This window comes from Saccharopolyspora sp. 6V, from assembly GCF_020176785.1.
Classification (GTDB): domain Bacteria; phylum Actinomycetota; class Actinomycetes; order Mycobacteriales; family Pseudonocardiaceae; genus Saccharopolyspora_C; species Saccharopolyspora_C gregorii.
Window position 1 is genome coordinate 38,586 of sequence record NZ_JAIUKB010000031.1, and the last position, 18,601, is coordinate 57,186.

At 74.0% G+C, this 18,601-nt stretch carries 15 protein-coding genes and 1 pseudogene; 7 read left to right on the forward strand and 9 right to left on the reverse strand.

Annotation, left to right across the window (positions count from 1 at the left end; genetic code table 11):
• Positions 1-9 precede the first annotated feature (9 nt).
• Both LCD35_RS07155 and LCD35_RS07160 read right to left on the reverse strand, forming a co-directional pair.
• The gene (locus LCD35_RS07155) at positions 10-1,314 is read right to left on the reverse strand and encodes an amidase (protein WP_224955722.1); all 1,305 of its coding nucleotides are present in this window, start codon (positions 1,312-1,314) and stop codon (positions 10-12) included.
• Between the two features lie 346 nt (positions 1,315-1,660).
• Positions 1,661-2,746 (reverse strand): annotated as a pseudogene (locus LCD35_RS07160) (aminotransferase class V-fold PLP-dependent enzyme); the annotation flags it as partial.
• A gap of 130 nt (positions 2,747-2,876) precedes the next feature.
• On the opposite strand from LCD35_RS07160, the gene LCD35_RS07165 reads away from it, so the two are divergent.
• The 5 genes from LCD35_RS07165 to LCD35_RS07185 all read left to right on the forward strand — a co-directional run bounded on the left by LCD35_RS07165 (position 2,877) and on the right by LCD35_RS07185 (position 9,085).
• Positions 2,877-3,893, forward strand: a complete 1,017-nt coding sequence (locus LCD35_RS07165; RefSeq protein ID WP_225043926.1) for a LacI family DNA-binding transcriptional regulator — start codon at positions 2,877-2,879, stop codon at positions 3,891-3,893.
• 461 nt (positions 3,894-4,354) lie between these two features.
• Positions 4,355-5,506: a Gfo/Idh/MocA family protein gene (locus LCD35_RS07170; protein ID WP_224955724.1), complete on the forward strand. Its 1,152-nt coding sequence runs from the start codon at positions 4,355-4,357 to the stop codon at positions 5,504-5,506.
• Complete coding sequence (locus tag LCD35_RS07175; RefSeq protein ID WP_224955725.1) at positions 5,503-6,678, forward strand: dihydrodipicolinate synthase family protein; 1,176 nt, start codon at positions 5,503-5,505, stop codon at positions 6,676-6,678. The genes LCD35_RS07170 and LCD35_RS07175 overlap by 4 nt, the downstream gene beginning before the upstream one ends.
• Complete coding sequence (locus LCD35_RS07180; RefSeq protein ID WP_224955726.1) at positions 6,675-7,520, forward strand: sugar phosphate isomerase/epimerase; 846 nt, start codon at positions 6,675-6,677, stop codon at positions 7,518-7,520. Before LCD35_RS07175 ends, LCD35_RS07180 begins: the two co-directional genes overlap by 4 nt.
• 212 nt (positions 7,521-7,732) lie before the next feature.
• Positions 7,733-9,085 carry a hypothetical protein gene (locus LCD35_RS07185; protein ID WP_224955727.1) on the forward strand — a complete coding sequence of 451 codons (1,353 nt, stop codon included), beginning with the start codon at positions 7,733-7,735 and terminating at the stop codon, positions 9,083-9,085.
• A 100-nt stretch (positions 9,086-9,185) separates the two neighbouring features.
• Here LCD35_RS07185 and LCD35_RS07190 read toward each other — a convergent pair whose 3' ends face one another.
• From LCD35_RS07190 to LCD35_RS07210, 5 genes are all read right to left on the reverse strand, one after another.
• The gene (locus LCD35_RS07190) at positions 9,186-10,208 is read right to left on the reverse strand and encodes a LacI family DNA-binding transcriptional regulator (RefSeq protein WP_225043927.1); all 1,023 of its coding nucleotides are present in this window, start codon (positions 10,206-10,208) and stop codon (positions 9,186-9,188) included.
• Positions 10,157-10,663: an AAA family ATPase gene (locus LCD35_RS07195; RefSeq protein WP_225043928.1), complete on the reverse strand. Its 507-nt coding sequence runs from the start codon at positions 10,661-10,663 to the stop codon at positions 10,157-10,159. Before LCD35_RS07195 ends, LCD35_RS07190 begins: the two co-directional genes overlap by 52 nt.
• A 239-nt stretch (positions 10,664-10,902) precedes the next feature.
• Positions 10,903-12,279, reverse strand: a complete 1,377-nt coding sequence (locus LCD35_RS07200) for a sugar porter family MFS transporter (RefSeq protein ID WP_225043929.1) — start codon at positions 12,277-12,279, stop codon at positions 10,903-10,905.
• A gap of 76 nt (positions 12,280-12,355) precedes the next feature.
• Positions 12,356-13,249: a hypothetical protein gene (locus tag LCD35_RS07205; RefSeq protein ID WP_225043930.1), complete on the reverse strand. Its 894-nt coding sequence runs from the start codon at positions 13,247-13,249 to the stop codon at positions 12,356-12,358.
• Positions 13,246-14,670, reverse strand: coding sequence for an FGGY family carbohydrate kinase (locus tag LCD35_RS07210; RefSeq protein WP_224955732.1), 1,425 nt, complete (start codon positions 14,668-14,670; stop codon positions 13,246-13,248). The genes LCD35_RS07205 and LCD35_RS07210 overlap by 4 nt, the downstream gene beginning before the upstream one ends.
• Positions 14,671-14,926: 256 nt before the next feature.
• Here LCD35_RS07210 and LCD35_RS07215 point away from each other — a divergent pair, with 256 nt between their 5' ends.
• Together LCD35_RS07215 and LCD35_RS07220 are read left to right on the forward strand one after the other, a co-directional pair.
• Complete coding sequence (locus LCD35_RS07215; protein WP_225043931.1) at positions 14,927-15,811, forward strand: alpha/beta hydrolase; 885 nt, start codon at positions 14,927-14,929, stop codon at positions 15,809-15,811.
• Between the two features lie 141 nt (positions 15,812-15,952).
• Positions 15,953-16,372 (forward strand): PPOX class F420-dependent oxidoreductase, encoded by a 420-nt coding sequence (locus LCD35_RS07220; RefSeq protein ID WP_224955734.1) that lies wholly within the window; start codon positions 15,953-15,955, stop codon positions 16,370-16,372.
• A gap of 209 nt (positions 16,373-16,581) precedes the next feature.
• Here LCD35_RS07220 and LCD35_RS07225 read toward each other — a convergent pair whose 3' ends face one another.
• Both LCD35_RS07225 and LCD35_RS07230 read right to left on the reverse strand, forming a co-directional pair.
• Complete coding sequence (locus LCD35_RS07225; protein WP_225043932.1) at positions 16,582-17,679, reverse strand: hypothetical protein; 1,098 nt, start codon at positions 17,677-17,679, stop codon at positions 16,582-16,584.
• The gene (locus LCD35_RS07230) at positions 17,676-18,518 is read right to left on the reverse strand and encodes an SDR family oxidoreductase (RefSeq protein WP_225043933.1); all 843 of its coding nucleotides are present in this window, start codon (positions 18,516-18,518) and stop codon (positions 17,676-17,678) included. The genes LCD35_RS07225 and LCD35_RS07230 overlap by 4 nt, the downstream gene beginning before the upstream one ends.
• Positions 18,519-18,601 lie beyond the last annotated feature (83 nt).

Here is an 18,601-nt window from a genome sequence, read left to right on the forward strand (position 1 = left end):
CGGCGGTGGTCAGGGCGCGAGGCACTCCTCGGCGACCAGGGCGGCGCGCAGCGCGAGGTGGTCGCACCACGGCGCCGCGGTCAGCTGGAGCCCGACCGGCATGCCCGATCCCGGGTGCACGCCGCACGGCACGCTGACCGCGGGCCCGCCGTACATCGACCACGCGTAGGTGAACCGCGCGATGGACCGGGTGGAGTCGGCGAGGTCGACGGCGTCCCGCCGCGGCACGTCCACCGGGATCGTCGGCGTGACCAGCACGTCGACGTCCGCGAACAGCGCGTGCACGCCGCGCTGGAAGTCGCGGCGCCACTCCCGGCTCCGCTCGCGGCGCTCCGGCGGCACGTCGTGGCCGAGGCGGATCCGGCGCAGCACGTCGGGATCGATCGTCCCCGGCCGGTCCCGCACCCGGTCGGCGTGCACGGCGGCGGCCTCCGGGTACAGCACGTCGAGCATCCGCTGCTGGGCGAGTTCCGCGCCCGGCACCCGCACCTCCCGCACCGGCCCGCAGGCGCGGCCGAGCGAGCGGATCGCGGTCCGGACGACCGCGGCGACGCCCGGATCCACGTCGTCGAAGAAGAAGTTCACCGGCACCCCCACCCGCAGCCCGGCCGCGCCGTCGGCCAGCGCGGACCGCACCGGGACCCGCTCGGCGCGCACCGAGCTCGGGTCGGCCGGGTCCCAGGCGTCGAGGACCGCGAGCACCGCCGCGGCGGTGCGCACGTCGCGGGCGATCGGGGTGACGGTGTCGAAGGAGGTGCTCACCGGGAACACGCCCGCGCCCGAGACCCGCCCCAGGGTGGGCCGCACCCCGACGATCCCGTTGACGGCGGCCGGGACCCGGCCGGAGCCGCCGGTGTCGGTGCCCAGCGAGGCCGCGCACATCCCGGCCGCCACCGACACCGCGGAACCGCTGCTGGAGCCGCCGGAGATCCGCGACTCGTCGAGCGCGTTGCGGCAGTCGCCGAAGGTCGCGTTGCGCCCGACCACGCCCAGCGCGAACTCGGCGAGGTTGGCCTTGCCGAGCACGACCGCGCCCGCGGCGCGCAGCAGCCGGGTCACCGTCGCGTCGGCCGCGGCCGGGCCGGTGGCGTGGTGCCGGGTGCCCGCGGTGGTCGGCACGCCGGCCACGTCGATGTTGTCCTTGATCGTGGTGGTGAGCCCGTGCAGCGGGCCGGGTTCGCCGCCGGCGGCGTCCAGCTCGTCGGCTTCGCGCAGCGCCGCCTCGTCCCTGGTGCTGATCAGCGCGCGCAGCCGCGGGTTCTCCGCCGCCGCCCGGTCCAGCCCCGCCCGCACCCGATCTCGAACCGCTCCCACGGCACCTCTCCTCACGTCGCAGTCGGCAGGTGGGCGCCGATCGTGTCGGCCTCGGCCATCGGCACCATCGCGTGGTGCGGGCCGACCCCGCGAGCCCGGAGTGCGAGCTGCTTCACCCCGGCCGGGCCGAAGTATGCTGGCTCACCGACCGCGGAAGCAATACATCTGACATTTGCTAGTGCCGTCGTCTGCCGTACCTGATCGGACCGATCGCCCGGATCGACGCGGCCGACCATCGCAACGGGCACAAGCCGAAGCGGCGCCGAACGATAACCCGTACGGCGCCTGAACCAGCGATGCGAAACGTCTGACTTTTGCGGGAAGGCGCCTCGGGTCAGCGCCCGCGCAACACCGCCGCGACCTGCCGCACCGCGTCCGCGGAAGTGGAGGCGTGCGGGGAGAGGCGGACGTGCTCCGCCCGGCCGGTGGCGGCGATGCCCGCGGCGGCCAGGTCCGCGGCGACCTCGCGGGCCGGGCGGCCGGGCACGTCGAAGGTGAGGATCCCGCTGCGCGGCGGCGCCGCCGAGGTGATCGGCGCGCCCGCGGAGGACAGCGCCTCCGCGAGCTCGCCGACGCGCTCGGCGATGCGGGCCTCGATCCGCGCGACCCCGGCCCGCTCCACCAGGTCGAGGGCGGCGGCCAGCGCTCCGGCCGACACCGGGCTCAGGTTCGTGAGAGACCAGGACTCGGCGCCCGGCACCGGTTCCCGCACCTCCCCGTCGAACCGCCCCGGATCCCGCGCGCCGGTCCAGCCGGACAGCAGCGGGCGGTGCCGGTCCAGCGCGCGCGGCGAGAGCGCGGCGAACCCGGTCCCCCACCCGGCGCGCAGCCACTTCTGCCCGCCCGCGACGAGCACGTCCGCCGTCGCCCAGTCCGCCTCGACCACGCCGAACGCCTGGATGCCGTCGACCACCAGCAGCCGGTCCCCGATCACCTCGCGGATCCCGGCGAGGTCGGCCCGGTGGCCGGTGCGGAAATCCACCGCGCTCACCGCGACGGTGGTGACCTCGGCGTCGAGCCCGGCGCGCACCACCTCCGGAGTGACCAGCCCGTCCGGTGGGCGCAGCCGGCGCACCTCGACGCGCCCGGCCTCCGCGGCCCGGGACCACGGGTAGGTGTTCGCCGGGAACTCGCCGTCGGAGACCAGCACCACTCCCCCGGTGGCGAAGGCCGCCTGGAACAGCGCGGTGCTCGTGTTGGGCTGCAGGACCACCTGCTCGGCGGAGATCCCGCACAGCCGACCGGCGCGGGAGCGGGCATCGGCGTCCGCCCGCATCAGGTCGTCCACTGTGGAATGATCAGCGGTGGCGGCCCGCTCCAGCAGCCGCGCCGAGGCCTCGCGCACCGCGCGCGAGGGCGGGCCGAACCGGGCGAAGTCCAGGTATCCGGCGCTCTCGGTGAACTGGTCGAGGTAGTCCTGCGGCAGCGGCATGGCGGCGAAACTACCGCCCCGAACCGGCCTCCGGTCCACCTGGGACGCGCGCCCGGCGCAGCGCGGTCCCCCACCGGACGTACCGGGCGCTATCCTCGGAATACGCATTCCCGGGAAGGAGCGATGCCTGGTGGCCGCACGAGCAGCGACCTTGACCGACGTCGCCAAGGAAGCGGGGGTCTCCCTCGCCACGGCCTCCCGCGCCCTCAACGGCAGCGAGCGGGTCGTGCGGGCCGAGCTGCACGACCGGACGCTGGCCGCCGCCGCGCGGCTCGGCTACACCCCGAACGCGCAGGCGCAGTCGATGGCCAAGGGCTCCACGGACCTGGTGGGGCTGCTGGTCAACGACATCGCCGACCCCTACTTCTCCACCATCGCCGCCGGGCTGGCCACCGCCGCCGAGGAGCACGGGCTGCTGGTGATGCTGTGCAGCACCGGCGGCAGGCCCGAGCGGGAGCTGGAGCTGCTGGCCGCGCTGCGCCGCCAGCGCGGCCGGGCGATCGTGCTGGCGGGCAGCCGGATCAACGACCGGGCCCACCTGCGGGAACTCGCCGCGCACGTGGAGCCGTTCACCGCGGCCGGAGGCCGGGTCGCCGCGATCAGCGAACCGCGGCTGCCGGTGGACACCGTGGTGGTGGACAACCGGCGCGGCGCCCAGGACCTGGCGGCGCGGCTCGCCGAACTCGGCTACCGGCGGCCCGCGGTGCTCACCGGGCCGGAGCGGCTGCTGGTCTCGCGGGACCGGCGGGACGGTTTCCTCACCTGGTGGCGGAGATCGGCGAGCGGGGAGCCGGTGTGCGCGGCCGAGGAGTTCAGCCGCGACGGGGGTTCCCGGGCGATGCACCGGGTGCTGGACGAGCACCCGGACGTCGACGTCGTGTTCGCGATCAACGACCTGATGGCGCTGGGCGCGATGGCGGCCTGCCGGGAGCGCGGCGTGCGGGTGCCGCAGGACGTCGCGGTGGCCGGGTTCGACGACATCTCGACGTTGCGCGACGTCACCCCCGGGTTGACCACGGTCCGGCTGCCGCTGGCGGAGATGGGCCGGATGGCGCTGGACCTGGTGCTGGACGAGGACGCGGAGAAGGCCCGCCGCCGCAAGGTGCGCGGCGAGGTCGTGCTCCGCGAGAGCACTCCCGGGCGCTGACCGGCCGCCGAGGCGCACCCGCCTCCCCGGTGGAGGGCAGCCACTTGAGCGCCCACGCCGGGTGAGCGCCCGTTGGCCCGGCCTGGCGAGCGGCCCGCGCACCCACGACGAGCGGACGCCGTTCGTGGTCCGCGCACCCGCGCCAGGCGCGCGACGGATCCGCCCGGCGCCATCTGACAGACCGGCCGCTCGCCCGTGGTCCGTGCGGCGACCGGGCGGACCCTCGGGCCGGGCGCGTCGGACGGGTGTCCCGTTCGTCCGGTCCCGCGAACCAGGCGGTGGCCCACCTGCGGCATCGGCGACACCGGCGACCGCGCGGACCATCGGGCCGGGAGCGCCGTGGCCCGCCCGCCCGGGGCAGTCGGCGGGCAGCCACGGGAAGCGCTTTCCAATGTGTCTTGTTCCGGACCCCCTGTTGCGCTTACCGTTCCGGTAAGCGCTTTCCAGAGGGGCGGTACCGCATGACCGAGCGAAGGCTGGGCGTCGTGATGAACGGCGTCACCGGCAGGATGGGATACCGGCAGCACCTGGTCCGGTCGATCCTCGACCTCCGAGAGCAAGGCGGGGTGCCGCTCTCCGACGGCACCCGGGTGCGGCTCGACCCGATCCTCGTCGGCCGCGATCCGGCGAAGCTCGCCGAGCTCGCCGCGCGCCACGACCTGGACCGCTGGACGACGGATCTGGACACCGCGCTGTCCGAGGACGACGACCGGCTCTACTTCGACGCGCAGGTCACCTCCGCGCGCGAAGCGGCCATCACCAGGGCGATCGCCGCCGGCAAGCACGTCTACACCGAGAAGCCCATCGCCGCGGACGTCCCCGGCGCGCTGCGGCTCGCCCGCGCGGCGCGCGACGCGGGCATCCGCGCCGGAGTGGTGCACGACAAGCTCTACCTGCCGGGCCTGCTGAAGCTGCGGCGGCTGGTGGAATCCGGGTTCTTCGGGCGGATCCTGTCCGTGCGCGGCGAGTTCGGCTACTGGGTGTTCGAGGGCGACCTGCGCCCGGCGCAACGGCCGAGCTGGAACTACCGCGCCGAGGACGGCGGCGGCATCACCACCGACATGTTCCCGCACTGGAACTACCTGCTGGAGAACCTGTTCGGCCGGGTCGAGGCGGTCACCGCCCGGGTCGTCACGCACATCCCGCGGCGCTGGGACGAGCAGGGACGCGGCTACGCCGCTACCGCCGACGACGCCGCCTACGCCACCTTCGAACTCACCGGTGGTGTCGTGGCGCAGCTGAACTCCTCGTGGGCGACGCGGGTGCACCGCGACGAGCTGGTCGAGTTCCACGTCGACGGCACGCACGGCAGCGCGGTCGCCGGGCTGCACCGCTGCCGCGCGCAGCACCGCGCGCACACCCCCGCCCCGGTGTGGAACCCGGACCTGGTGGAGGCGACGCCGTTCCGCGAGCAGTGGCCGGAGGTGCCCGACGACGGCCGGCCCACCAACGGTTTCCGGGCGCAGTGGGAGCAGTTCGTCCGCCACCTGCACGACGACGGCGAGCACCCGTACGACTTCCTGGCCGGGGTGCGCGGGTTGCGGCTCGCCGAGGCCGGGTTGGCGTCCTCCCGCGAAGGCCGCCGCGTCGAGCTCGACGAGGTGGTCCTGTGACCGCGCTGGCGCTGCCGACCGCGGACGGACGACTGGTCGAGCACGAGCTCGGCGCGCCGCGGGACTGGCCGAGACCGGACGGCCCGCTGCGCTCCCGCGTCGCGTACGCGGCCGCGCACGTGGTACCTCGGGTGCTGGGCGAGAACGTGCCCGGCGCCCCCGCCGACGTCGACTGGGAGGCGACGCTGGCGGCCCGGCACCGGATCTGGGCGAGCGGGCTCGGGGTCGCCGAGGCGATGGACACCGCGCAGCGCGGCGCGGGCGTCGGCTGGGCGCAGGCGGCCGAACTGGTGCGCCGGTCCACGGCGGAGGCGCGGTCCTGCGGCGGTGCGATCGCGGCCGGCGCCGGCACCGACCAGCTCGACCTCACCGTGCTGCCGTCCGGGCGGGCCGGGCTCGACGTGGTGCTGCGCGCCTACCGGGAGCAGCTGGCGCTCGTGACGGGCAGCGGTGCCGTGGCGATCGTGATGGCCTCCCGCGCGCTGGCCGCGGTGGCGCGCTCGGCCGACGACTACGCCGAGGTCTACGGCACGCTGCTGGCCGAAGCCGACGCGCCGGTGATCCTGCACTGGCTGGGACCGATGTTCGATCCGCTGCTGGCCGGGTACTGGGGCGGCTCGGACGTGGCGGCGGCGACCGAGGCGTTCCTGCGGATCGTCCGGGAGCGGCCGGAGAAGGTGGACGGGGTGAAGGTCTCGCTGCTCGACGCCGAGCACGAGGTCGCGCTGCGCCGGGCGCTGCCGCCGGGGGTGCGCCTCTACACCGGGGACGACTTCCACTACTCGGGGCTCGTCGTCGGCGACGACACCGGGCATTCGGACGCGCTGCTGGGGATCTTCGCGGCGATCCACCCGGCCGCCTCGGCCGCGATCCAAGCCCTCGACCGGGACGACCCGAGCACCGCGAGGTCCATCCTGGACGGCACGGAACCGTTGGCGCGCGCGGTGTTCGAGCGTCCGACGTTCCACTACAAGACCGGGATCGCGTTCCTGTCCTGGCTCAACGGGCACCAGCCGGGCTTCGCGATGGCCGGCGGGCTGCACGCGGGCCGCTCGGTCCCGCACCTGGCGGAGGTGTTCCGGCTCGCCGACCGGGCGGGCCTGCTGGCCGACCCGGACCTGGCGGCCGCGCGGATGCGGTCCTTCCTGCTGGTGAGCGGGGTGGTGGCGTGACCGAGCCGTCCCGGCTGTCGCTGAACACGGCGACGACGAAGCGGTGGACGCTGCGCGAGGCGGTGGACGGCGCGGCCCGCGCCGGACTGCCCGCCGTGGGGCTGTGGCGCGACCGCGTCGCCGAAGTGGGAGTGGCGAGCGCCGCGAAGGTCGTGCGGGACGCGGGTTTGCGGGTCTCCAGCCTGTGCCGAGGCGGTTTCCTCACCGCCGCAGACCCGGCCGGGGCGCGCGCGGCGCTGGCCGACAACCGGGCCGCGATCGCCGAGGCCGCCGCGCTCGGCACCGACGTGCTGGTCGTCGTGGTCGGCGGAGTCCCGGCCGGGGAACGCGGGCTCGCGGACGCGCGGGCGCGGGTCGCGGACCGGATCGCCGAGCTGGTCCCGGTCGCCCGCGAGCACGGGGTGCGGCTGGCGCTGGAGGCGCTGCACCCGATGTACGCCGCCGACCGGGCCGTGCTCTCCACCCTGGAGCAGGCGCTGGACCTGGCGGCACCGCACCCGGCGGACGCGGTCGCCGTCGTGGTGGACTGCTTCCACGTGTTCTGGGACCCGCGGCTGGCGGTGAGCATCGCCCGCGCCGGGCGCGAAGGCCGCATCGCCGCCTACCAGGTGTGCGACTTCCTGCTCCCGATCGCGCCGGATCCGCTGCTGTCCCGCGGCATGATGGGCGATGGCGTGATCGACTTCGCGGAGCTCACCCGGCTCGTCGCCGCCACCGGCTACTCCGGCGACGTCGAGGTGGAGATCTTCAACGCCGACGTCTGGGCCACCCCCGGCGACCACGTCCTCGCCACCATGACCGCCCGCTACCGCGAACTCGTCCTCCCCCACCTCGGCGGCTGAACCACCGTCCTGCTTCCGGCGCACCGGCCCCTCGCGGTGCGCTACCGCGGCGTGCCGCGACCGTCCCGGATGCAGCAACCCTGCGCCGATCGGAGGACCGCTCACCTGCGGAAACCATTGCTCCGAACGTCAACCGAACGGACGCCGACAACGGGGCGGGCGGTGTGGTGAGTTGGGTGCGGTCCTGCTGATCACGATGTTGTGGAGGGTGCGTGAAGGCACACGTCGCGCTCAAGAAACTAGGCCGGAAAGCGGACGTCATGCTCGAGTCGACGTCGTCCCTCAGCAACCGGGCGAGCAATCGCGCCAGCAAGCTCGATCAAGACCTCATCAAGAAGGGCCGCGCACCGCACGCCCGGCCGAGGACACTCGTCCCGGTGCAGCACGGCCACCACGTGGAGCTCACGCCCTGGCAAGTGCTGCACACGTTCGCCCGAACCGTCGCGCTCGCCGGGCAGGGCTCCGCTCGCGCGGTGGCGCAACACTGGGACTGCCTCCGCTACGTCACGGCGCTCGATTCGACGGCGCAGGACGAGATGCAGCTGAGCAGCAACGGAAACGACCTGAACTACCACCGGAAGGGGGCTCAAGCTCGCGACCTCGGGACCGCGTTCGGCCTGGCGGCCGCCCAGCAGATCTTGCGGGAGCAGTTCCCCGGATACCGGTTCGACGCCCTCGACTCCGAACTGGTGTTGACGGCGTTCTGCGGTTCGGGCACCGACAGACCGGCCGCGGGCACGAGCGCGACGAGGCCGAACCACCTGCTGGTCGGGCGCAAACCCGGTGCGCCGGTCCGCGTCATCGCCATCGATGCCCGGGGGTCGCACAACAAGACCGATCCCACGCCGACCGCCCTCGCGCAGTCCGCCCGCCGCGTGCACGGCCTGGTCCTCGGCGAATCCGATCTGCGCGGAGCCCCCTTCCCCGGTCTGATGACCGCCACTTGGCTGCGCCGCGACGGCATCGGAATCCGGCTGCTGGCCGCCGAAGGCAACGGCGTGCTCACGGTTCCGGACCCGTCCGTCCCCGCGGAGGACGACGCCATCCTCCCCTTGATCACCACGACCGTGAACGGCGAACGAACCCAGCGACAGGGGTTCGCGGTTCGGGACGACCGGCACGATTGGCTCGCTCGCCTCCTGCTCCGGACCAGTGCAGCATCCCTGCTCACCTTCGCGGGCAACCGGGCGGCGGCCCGAGACCTGCTGACCGAACGCCAGCGCACGCGGCTCGGAACGACCGCCTCCGCCGCGGTTCCCGGGATGCAGGGCGATGCCCGCATCACGCTTGGCGGCATGCCGTTCGTGGGAACGGATCAGGTGTTCCGGCTCAACGGTGAACGGGTGGAGGTGTACTCGGCGCTGCTCGCCGATCAGTACCAGCGCTTGAGCGACGGGCTCATCGACGACCACGAGGCGGGCATCCCGGCCGCGCTGGCGGCCTGGCGTCGCAACGCGAAGAAGGCCCACATCGAGTGGGGGAAGACCGGCCTCGTGCACATGGATGCGAGCGGGGCGTTGCTGGCGATCCGCCCGCGCATCCGGAACAGCAAATTGCTGTCCTGATCGACGGTCGCCTCCCCCGACCGATCACCTCCGTGACGGCGGCGAAGGACGGGCAACCGGGCGACGAGGCTCGACCGCACCGCGCCGTCACCCGGCCCGACTACCGCCCCACCGCCGAGAGCGGGATCTCGCCGGAGCCGCGGGCGGTCAGCCGCAGCGGGAGGGTCAGCGTGGCGCCGGTGCCCGCGGTGCCGTCGAGCTGCTTGAAAAGCTCCTCGGTGGCGGTGCGGGCGACGACCTCCGGCGACTGGTCCACGACGGACACCGCCGGGTACAGCGAATCGGCCATCGGGAAGTCGCCGAAGCTGATGAACGCGATGTCGGTGCGCCCGCGCGCGTGCAGCGCCGGCACCACGCCCAGCGAGCAGCGGGCGTTGGAGGACAGCACCGCGGTTGGCGGTGCGGCGGAGCGCAGCAGCTCGTCCAGCGCGCTGCGCGCTTCGGCGGCGCTGGACAGGCCGGTCTTGACCAGGGTCTCGTCCACGCCGACGCGGGAGCTCTCCATCGCGCTGCGGTAACCGCGGATGCGTTCACCGGTGGTGTAGACGTCGGGCCGGTCGCCGATGAGCGCGATCCGGGTGTGCCCGGAGTGCAGCAGGTGCCGGGTGGCGGCTTCGGCGGCGCCGAAGTCGTCGCCGAGCACCGTGGTGCCCAGCCCGGCGGCCGGTCGCGCCGGGCGGTCGGCGAACACGACCGGCGTGGTGCCGGCGACGGCGCGCAGGTAGCTCTGGTCGTGGCTCACCGGCACCATGATCAGCCCGGAGACCTGGCGCTGCAGCAGGCTCTCCACCAGCGCGTGCTCCCGGTCCGGGTCGCCGCCGACGCTGGAGACGAGCACCGCGTGCCCGCGTTCCAGCGCGCACCGCTCGATGACGCTGGCCATCTCGGCGAAGAACGGGTCGGAGAGGGATTCCAGCACCACGCCGATCGCCTCGTCCCGGCCGACGCGCAGCGAGCGGGCGTGGAAGTTGGGGCGGTAGTTCAGCTCTTCGATGACGGCCTGCACCTGGTCGCGGGTGCTCGCCGAGACCCCGGCCGCGCCGTTGATCACGCGGGAGACGGTCTTGGGGCTCACTCCGGCCGCGGTGGCCACGTCGTAGAGCGTGACGTCGCCTGCTGGCACGCCGACTTCCTTTCCGTCAGGCCGCGGTCCAGCTCGGTGAGCTGCGCCGCGATCGGCCGGGTCGCGTTCACTCTAACGTGGGGCGTGCGCGGCGGGTCCGCGCGCGCGGCCCGGACCTGCGCGGGGTCGGCGAGCTTGGCCGCGTCCCGGGCGGCGGCGCGTGCGCGCATCCGCCGCAGCACCACCTCGGGCGGGCAGTCGACCCACACCAGCACGGGTTCGGCACCGGCGGCGCGGAACCGGGCGGCGACCGCCTCCCACGCGGCCGGGTCGGTGCGTTCGGTGGTGAACGGGGCGACGAGCACCGCCGACGTGCCGGTGCGCACCGTGTCCAGCGCGGTCCCCAGCAGCGATTCGTAGCGGGCGGCGCGGGCGTGCTCCCGCATCCACGGGCTGTCGGGGGTGGCGCTGCCGCTGATCTCGCCGAGCAGGGCGGTCAGCGGCCCGGTCAGCACGTCCAGGTCCAGCAGCGCCGCGCCCCACCGGCCGGGGGGGGCCCCCCCCCCCGCGCCGCCGGGGGGGCGGGCCCCGCGCGGCCCCCCCCCCCCCGGGCCGGGGGGCCCCCCCCCCCCGGCGCCGCCCGCCCCCCCCCCGCCCCCCCCCCGGCGGCCCCCCCCCCCCGGCCCGCCCCCCCCCGGGGGGCGCCGGCCTCGCCGCCCCCCGGGGGCGCCGCAGACGAACAGGGCGAGCGGGCTCATCGCCGCGCCCTGGCCCGCAGCACGGCCTCGACCTCTTCCAGGGTGCGGCCGCGGGTCTCCGGCAGGTACTTCTTCAGGTACCAGAAGCCGATCAGGCCGAACACCGCGTAGAGCCAGAACAACCCGCTGGGCGTGAACGCCTCGAACGCGCTGAGCACCGTCAGCGAGATGATCAGGTTCAGGCCCCAGTGCGTGAACATCCCGAAGCTGCCCGCCTTCCCGCGCAGCGCGGTCGGGAAGATCTCGCTGTTGATCAGCCACATCGCCAGCCCGATGCTCGCCGAGAACATCGCCTCGTAGGTGATCAGCAGGGCGACCAGCACGACGCCCCAGCCACCGCTGAGGTCGGTGACCGCGTACAGCAGCCCGATGCCGACCAGCGAGGCCACCACGCCGCCGAGGCCGACCAGCAGCAGCGGCCGCCGCCCGATCCGGTCCACCAGCAGCAGCCCGACGAGGGTGAACACCACGTTCGCCACGCCGATGCCCACCGAGGACAGGATCGCCGCGGACGCCCCGAACCCGGCCTTGGTCAGCAGCGTCGGCGCGTAGTAGGTGATGGCGTTGACGCCGACGAGCTGGTTCACCGCCGCCACCCCGATGCCGAGGTAGATCGCCGGGCGCATCGCGGGCTTGAGCACGTCCCGGTAGGTCACCGAGTCCTCGGCGGTGACCGCGCCGGACAGCGTGCTCAGCTCCGCCTCGACGCGGTCGGCGCCGACGATGCGCCGCAGCACGGCCCGGGCCTCGTCGATCCGGCCGCGCGCGACGAGCCACCGCGGGCTCTCCGGCAGCCCGAACAGGCCGAAGAACATCAGCAACGACGGGATGCCCGCCAGGCCGAGCATCCAGCGCCACGCGCCCGCTTCGGCGAGCAGGAAACCGGACACGTAGGACAGCAGGATGCCGGAGCTGATCATGATCTGGTTGATCGAGACCAGGCTGCCGCGCTTCTCCGGCGGGGCGATCTCGGCGATGTAGGCGGGCACCGACAGCGAGGCGGTGCCGATCGCGAAGCCGAGCAGCAGCCGCGAACCCAGCAAGGTCGCCAGGTCCGGCGCCAGCGCGGAGATCACCGCACCGGCGGTGAAGACGATGCTGGTGATCGACAGGGTGCGCCTGCGGCCCAGCGCGTCGGCGATGATGCCGCCGAGCCCGACGCCGACGATCGCGCCGACCAGCAGCGAGGCCACCACGACCTGCTGCCACAGCTCGGAGAGCGCGAACTGCGGGGCGATGTAGAGCAGGGCGGCCGAGATGACACCGGTGTCGTAGCCGAACAGCAGCCCGCCGAGCGCCGCGACGACCGCGGCTCCGGTGACGGCCGCCGCGGGCGAACGGGCGGGGGCGGGGACGGATGACGTGGTGGTCACGGTCGTACCTCGTTTCTCCGGCGACGCTGCCGGGAAAGAGCGGTGGCCGCCCGGGCGGGACGGCCACCGGGGGACGTCAGACTTCGGCGTGCGGGGTGGCGCGGCTCTGGATCGCGGCGACGCACTCGTCGAGCCTGCGCCGCGCGGTGTCGGCGAGGAACGGCCGCCGGTCGGGCTGGTCGAGCAGCACGGCGTCCTTCCAGAACGCGCGGCCGGCGATGAAGCCGGAGGCACCGCCTTCGTCGCAGGAGATCCGCAGCACGTCCTTGAACTCGTCGAAGCCGACCCCCGCCGAGAGCACGACCCACGGCACGCTGACGGCCTCGGCGATCCGGCGGCAGGCTTCGGCCGAGCCGGGGTACTCCAGCTTGAGCAGGTCGGGCTTGAGCTCGTCGAGGGCGCGGGCGGATTCGATGATCGCGTCGGCGCGCGCGTCCGGGGTCAGTTCGCCTTCCCCGGGCAGCGGGTAGATCAGGTTCTCGACCACCGAGGGCACGCCCGCGGTGCGGCAGTCCGCCACGACCTCGGCGGCGGCGGCCAGTGCCTCCGCGGAGACGTCGCGGCCGCCGAGCTCGGGGTCCCGGTCGGCGCGCAGCTGCACGAAGAACTTCACCGCGTGCCCGCCCATGTCACGCACCCAGCGGGCGTCCTGCGCGGGTTCGCGCCGGGTGAGCGGTTCGTCGCCGAACTTGCCGCGATCGGACGGTTCGGCGGCAACCGCGAGTCCGGCGCCGGGGGCGAGGTTGCCGTCGGCGATGGCGGCCGGGACGCCGAAGTCGGGGTCGACGAGCAGCCCGCTGGCGCTGGGCGAGAGGCCGCCGATGACGTCGCCCTTGAACGCGCGCAGCAGGTCGTCGTCGATGGGCTGGCCCGCCGCGGTGAACATGCGGCGCAGGGTGTTGCGCTGGTCGAGGGCGACGATGGCGAAGGTGCCGTCGGACTGGGCGATGTCGGCGAGTGCCGCGGTCATAGTTCTGCTCCGATGGGGTCGAGGGTGTGCTCGGTGAACCGACGCGCGATGTCCACTGCGGACAGCGCGGTATCGCCGTCGCCGTGCGCGGCGGCGCGGGCGGCGAAGATGGCGGCGCCGTAGGCGCTGGGCTGGTCGATCCGCGCGTAGCGGACCGCCGGGAGGCTGCGTTCCTTCACCGCGCGGAAGCTGCCCATCCGGGTCCAGCCGCCGGCGGCGGTGACGTGTTCGTGCGGTCCGGCTTCGGCGGCCATCAGCGCGATGACCGCGTCGGTCTCGGCCATGGCGTGGGCGAGGGCGGCGGACCAGACGTCCAGCGGGGTGGCGTCGTCCCCGCCGAGGCGCACGTCGACGTGCTCGCTGCGGGCGTGCGCGCCGGAGATCCGCACCGAACCGGGTTCGGGGCCGCGGGCGAGCCAGTCGCGGTCGAGTTCGGCCCTGGCGGGTTGGTCCTTGCGGCCCAGCAGCGCGAGGACCTGGTCGAGCAGCAGCCCGCCCCGGGTGCCGCCGAGCAGCAGGCGGCGGCCGGGCAGCACGTGCAGGCCCTGCGCGACGCCCTGCGCGGTGAGCCGCCGCCGCTGCTCGTGGCGCAGCGGCGCGGAGGCCACCCGCAGCAGCGCCTCGGAGGTGCCGCAGGAGTCGAACAGGTGCTCGCCGTGCCACACGCCGCTGGCGACCGAGGCGACCGGGTGGTCGTGCCCGGCGACGGTGAGCACCGCGCCGCGCACCGCGTCCGGCACGCCGGGGTGATCGACGGTGCCGATCGGCGTTCCGGCGGTGGTGAGCGGCGGCAGCACCGCGGCGGGCAGCGCCAGGTGTTCCAGCGCCGGGTCCCACGGCCGCTCGGTCGCCTGGTCCAGCAGGCCGGTGCGGGAGGCCAGCGACGGCTCGGTGACGGGTCGCCCGCCGAGCGCGTGCGCGACGAATTCGGGGACGTTGAGCCAGGTTCCGGCCCGCTGCGGCGGAAGTCCGCGCCCGACGAGCCAGCCGAGCTTCGCGAACGAGCACAGCGGGCTCAGCGGCAGCCCGGTGTGCGCGCTGAACTCGCGGGCCAGGTCCGCGGGCAGCGCGGCGAGTTCGGCGCCGCCGCGCTGGTCGAACCAGGCGATCACCGGGTGCATCGGCTCGCCGCCGCGGTCGAGCAGCACCCCGGACTCGGCCATCCCGGTGATCGCGGCGGAGACGACGCGCAGCGCTCCGGCGGAGCGCTCGGCCACCTGCACCGCGTCGGTCATCGCGGACAGCACCCGGTCCAGCAGCAGGCCGGCGGGCAGTTCGCTGTGCCCGTCCGCGGTGCGGTGCCACTGCGTCGGGGTGCGCCGGAGACTCAGCACGACGCCGGCCCGATCGGCGACCAGCACCTTGATCTCGGTGCTGCCCACGTCGATGCCGACGACCGCTTCGGTCGCTGCGAAGTCCACCTCGGCACGCTCCTTCTGCCGCTGAGCGCCGGCCTCGTCGCCGGCTGGGGACACGAAACCGCCTCGTTGTCATCGATGTCAACGCTTTCTCGATTCACCTTGGACATCGATGTCAGCCACGGGAAAGCGAGATCCGGAGGGTGAAAACGTTTTCTTGACGCCACGCGAATCCGGCAAGATCCTCCGAAGGTGATCAATCGGGCACGCCCCTCCCGGGTGCCCGCGACCCCGATCCGCTCCGAGAAAGGCGTGGTTCATGACCGCAACGCCTCCCCCGACGCACCGCGGCCGCCGGACGCTGATCGCCCTGGCGGCGATGCTCGGCCTGCTGGCGGGCGGGTCACCGGTGGCCCGAGCCGCGGACGACTCCTTCCAGCGCGGACCCGACCCGACCGACGAGAGCCTGGCGGCGCCGCTGGGCCCGTTCGACATCGCGCGGGACGTGGTGCCGCGCGGCGCCGTCGACGGCTTCGGCGGCGGCACGATCTACTACCCGACCGACACCTCCAAAGGCACCTTCGGCGCCGTGGCCGTCTCCCCCGGCTACACCGGCGACCAGTCCTCGATGGCCTGGTACGGGCCGCGGCTTGCCTCGCAGGGCTTCGTGGTGTTCACCATCGACACCCTCACGCCCACCGACCAGCCGGATTCGCGCGGGCTCCAGCTGCTCGCCGCGCTCGACCACCTGACCGCGGACTCGGCCGTGCGGGACCGCGTGGACGCCGACCGCCTCGGCGTCGTCGGCCACTCGATGGGCGGCGGCGGCTCGCTGGAGGCCGTCGTCGCCGACCCGGACCTGCGGGCCGCGATCCCGCTCACCCCGTGGCACACCAGGAAGGACTGGTCCGGCGTGCGGACCCCGACGCTGATCATCGGCGCGGAGCGGGACTCGGTGGCGCCGGTCCGCTCGCACGCGGAACCGTTCTACGAGAGCCTGCCCGGTGAACCGGACAAGGCCTACCTCGAACTGGCCGGGGCCGGGCACCTCGCGCCGAACACCGCGAACACCACGATCGCGAAGACGGGCATCGCCTGGCTCAAGCGCTTCCTCGACGAGGACACCCGCTACGAGCGGTTCCTCTGCCCGCCACCGAGCGGACCGGAGATCGCCGAGTACCGGGACACCTGCCCGATCGGCTAGCGCGGCGACGATCGCCGCCGCCCCGAACGGTGCGGCGGCGATGATCGCTCCACAGTGGACCGCCGGCGGTCCGGGCGGCGGGCGGCCCGCGCCGGTAGGTTGGCGGGGGCCGCACCGACCGACGGAACAGGGAGGACCCGCATGTCCACGCCACCGCTCCCCGACGACACGATCGCCTTGCTGCGCAAGCCGAACCCGTCGACGATCACCACCCTGCGCTCCGACGGGCAGCCCGTCTCCGCCGCCACCTGGTACCTGTGGGACGACGGCGTGGTGCTGGTGAACATGGACGAGGGGCGCAAACGGCTCGGCCACCTCCGCCGGGACCCGCGGGTCTCGCTGACGGTGCTCGACGCCGCGGACTGGTACACGCACGTCACCCTGATCGGCCGGGTCACCGAGCTGCGCGACGACCCCGGTCTGGTGGACATCGACCGGCTCGCCCAGCACTACCTCGGCAGCCCCTACCCCGACCGGGAGCGCTCCCGGGTCACCGCCGTGGTCGAGATCGACCGCTGGCACGGCTGGGGCAGCCAGAAGGACAACACCCAGGCCGGGTGACGCCTCCGCTCCCGATACTCGGGATTCGGGTGGCGGAACCTCACCGCCCGCCTTCCCACTCGTGTCGCTGGTGCTCGGGTGGCGGAACCCTCAGCGGTTGTCGCCGCCGGCAGGACGAACGACACGACGCCGGGCAGGTTCCCGGACCGGCTGCGAGGTTCCGCCGCCCCGGCAGGGCAGCACGGGCGGCGGAGGCCGGGAGCGACCGCTCAGGCCCGCCGCGTGGAGATCTCCCCGTAGTCCAGCCCGCCGTGGGTGAAGGTGGGCACCACCGGCCACTGCCGCTTCCAGTCGGCGCATTCCGAGGACGGGATGATCTGCAGCCAGCGCGCGTCGCGGGACGACCGGGAGGCCATGGTCTTCTCCTTGACCATCGAGTCGTACTGGTCCAACGAGTCCTCCAGCGTGTTGGCGTTGAGCACCACTTCCCGGTTGAAGAACCGGGCCTGCTGCTTCACCCCCGGGATCTTGGAGAGCTCGGGCTGCCAGCTGTCGGCGGCCATCCCGTTCTCGGAGGACACCCATACCCCGTCGGGCGTGTTGACCACCAGCGAGTGGTTGCCGTCGGTGTGCCCGGGCGTCCACAGCAGGCTGACGCCGACGCCGAGCTCCACGTCGCCGTCGAGCACTTCGAGGCGTTCGGCGGGCACGCCGTCCATGCCGCCGTCGACATACCACGCCCACTGCATGGGGTGCGGGGATTCGAGGGTGGCGAGTTCCTTGCGGTGCACCAGCAGCTTCGCGCCGGGGAACAGCGGCGCGCGCGGCTCCCGCTCACCGGGGATGACCCGATCGCTGCCCATGATCATGCGCACGTCCTGGACGTGCAGGTGGTCGAAGCTGACGTAGTCCACGTCGGAGTTGCGCAGCCCCAGCCGCGGCAGCACCTCGTCGGGGTCGTTGTAGTACTTGGCGAAGACCTTGTCGGCGAGGAAGTCGCCCGCGAGCCGTTGCAGCTTCGCGTAGAACGGCGCCTCTGCCGAGCCGGCCGCCACCGTCGGCTCCCACACCAGGGTCTTGAGCTCCCCGTCGAAGCCCTCGAACTGAATCACGAACATCCGGTTGATGATGGAGATCATCGGGTTGAGGGACAGGTTGTAGCCCTGGAACGCGTACCGCGACGGGTACGGGGCGGCGGCGATGTCGATGCTGCGGATCGCCCGGATCGTGCCCTGGGCGAGGAAGCGCTCCCGGTAACGGGCGGCCGCCTCGCGCACCGCTTCCAGGCGGTCGCCGCGGGGCCAGACGTCGTGCACGCCCTCGAACTCGGGGATCGGGCGGACGGTAGGCGTGGCGGTCGCCGTCATCGGGTCTCCTCGTCGGTTCCGGTGAGCGCGCGGTCCTCGTAGGCGCTGCGGGTGGTGCCGCCGGTGACCGCGGCGACCTGGTTCGGCACCAGGACGCGTTGCAGCCGGTAGCGGGCGGGGTCGGGCAGGACGCGGGCGAGCCAGGTCGCGAAGCCCAGCCGGCGGGGCACGCTGAGTTCGAACCGGGGCCGCCGGACGATGCGGAGCACGGCCCGGCCGACTTTGGCGGGAGCGAGCCTGCGCACCGGGCCGGTGGCGGTGCCCGCGGCGAGTTCGGTGTCGACGACACCGGGCAGCACGAGCGAGAGGCGCACGCCGGTGCCGTGCAGCTCGGCGCGCACCGCGTCCAGGTAGCCGTGCACGGCGTGCTTGGTCGCGGCGTAGGTCGCTTCGCCCGGTGGCGCGAACTTGGAGGCGCCGGAGGCGATGGTGACGATCTGGCCGCGCCCGCGCTCGCGCATCCGCGGGGCGGCGAGCCGGACGCCGCGGATGACGCCGTGCACGTTCACCTCCAGCTGGCGGCGCACGGCGCTCTCCGGTTCCTCGTCGAAGGGGCCGACCCACATCACGCCCGCGTTGTTCACGAGCACATCGATCGGCCCCCACCGGTCGGCGACCGCGTCCAGGAAGGCCGCGAACGAGCCGGTGTCGGTGACGTCGGCGGGGAACGCGGCGAGTTCGCCGGGCAGTTCGGCGGCGGTGCGTTCGGCGGCCGCCAGGTCGCGGTCCCCGATGGCGACGCGGGCGCCGGCCGCGGCCAGCGTCCGCGCGATCTCGCGCCCGATGCCGCGGGCGCCGCCGGTGACCGCGATGATCATCCCGGCCGGTGTCCTCCGCACGTCCTCACCTCGCAGTCCGATCTGACACGACGTCGTGTCAGATCGATAAGGTAGCGGACGTCCTCCTCGCCGCGAAAGGGGCG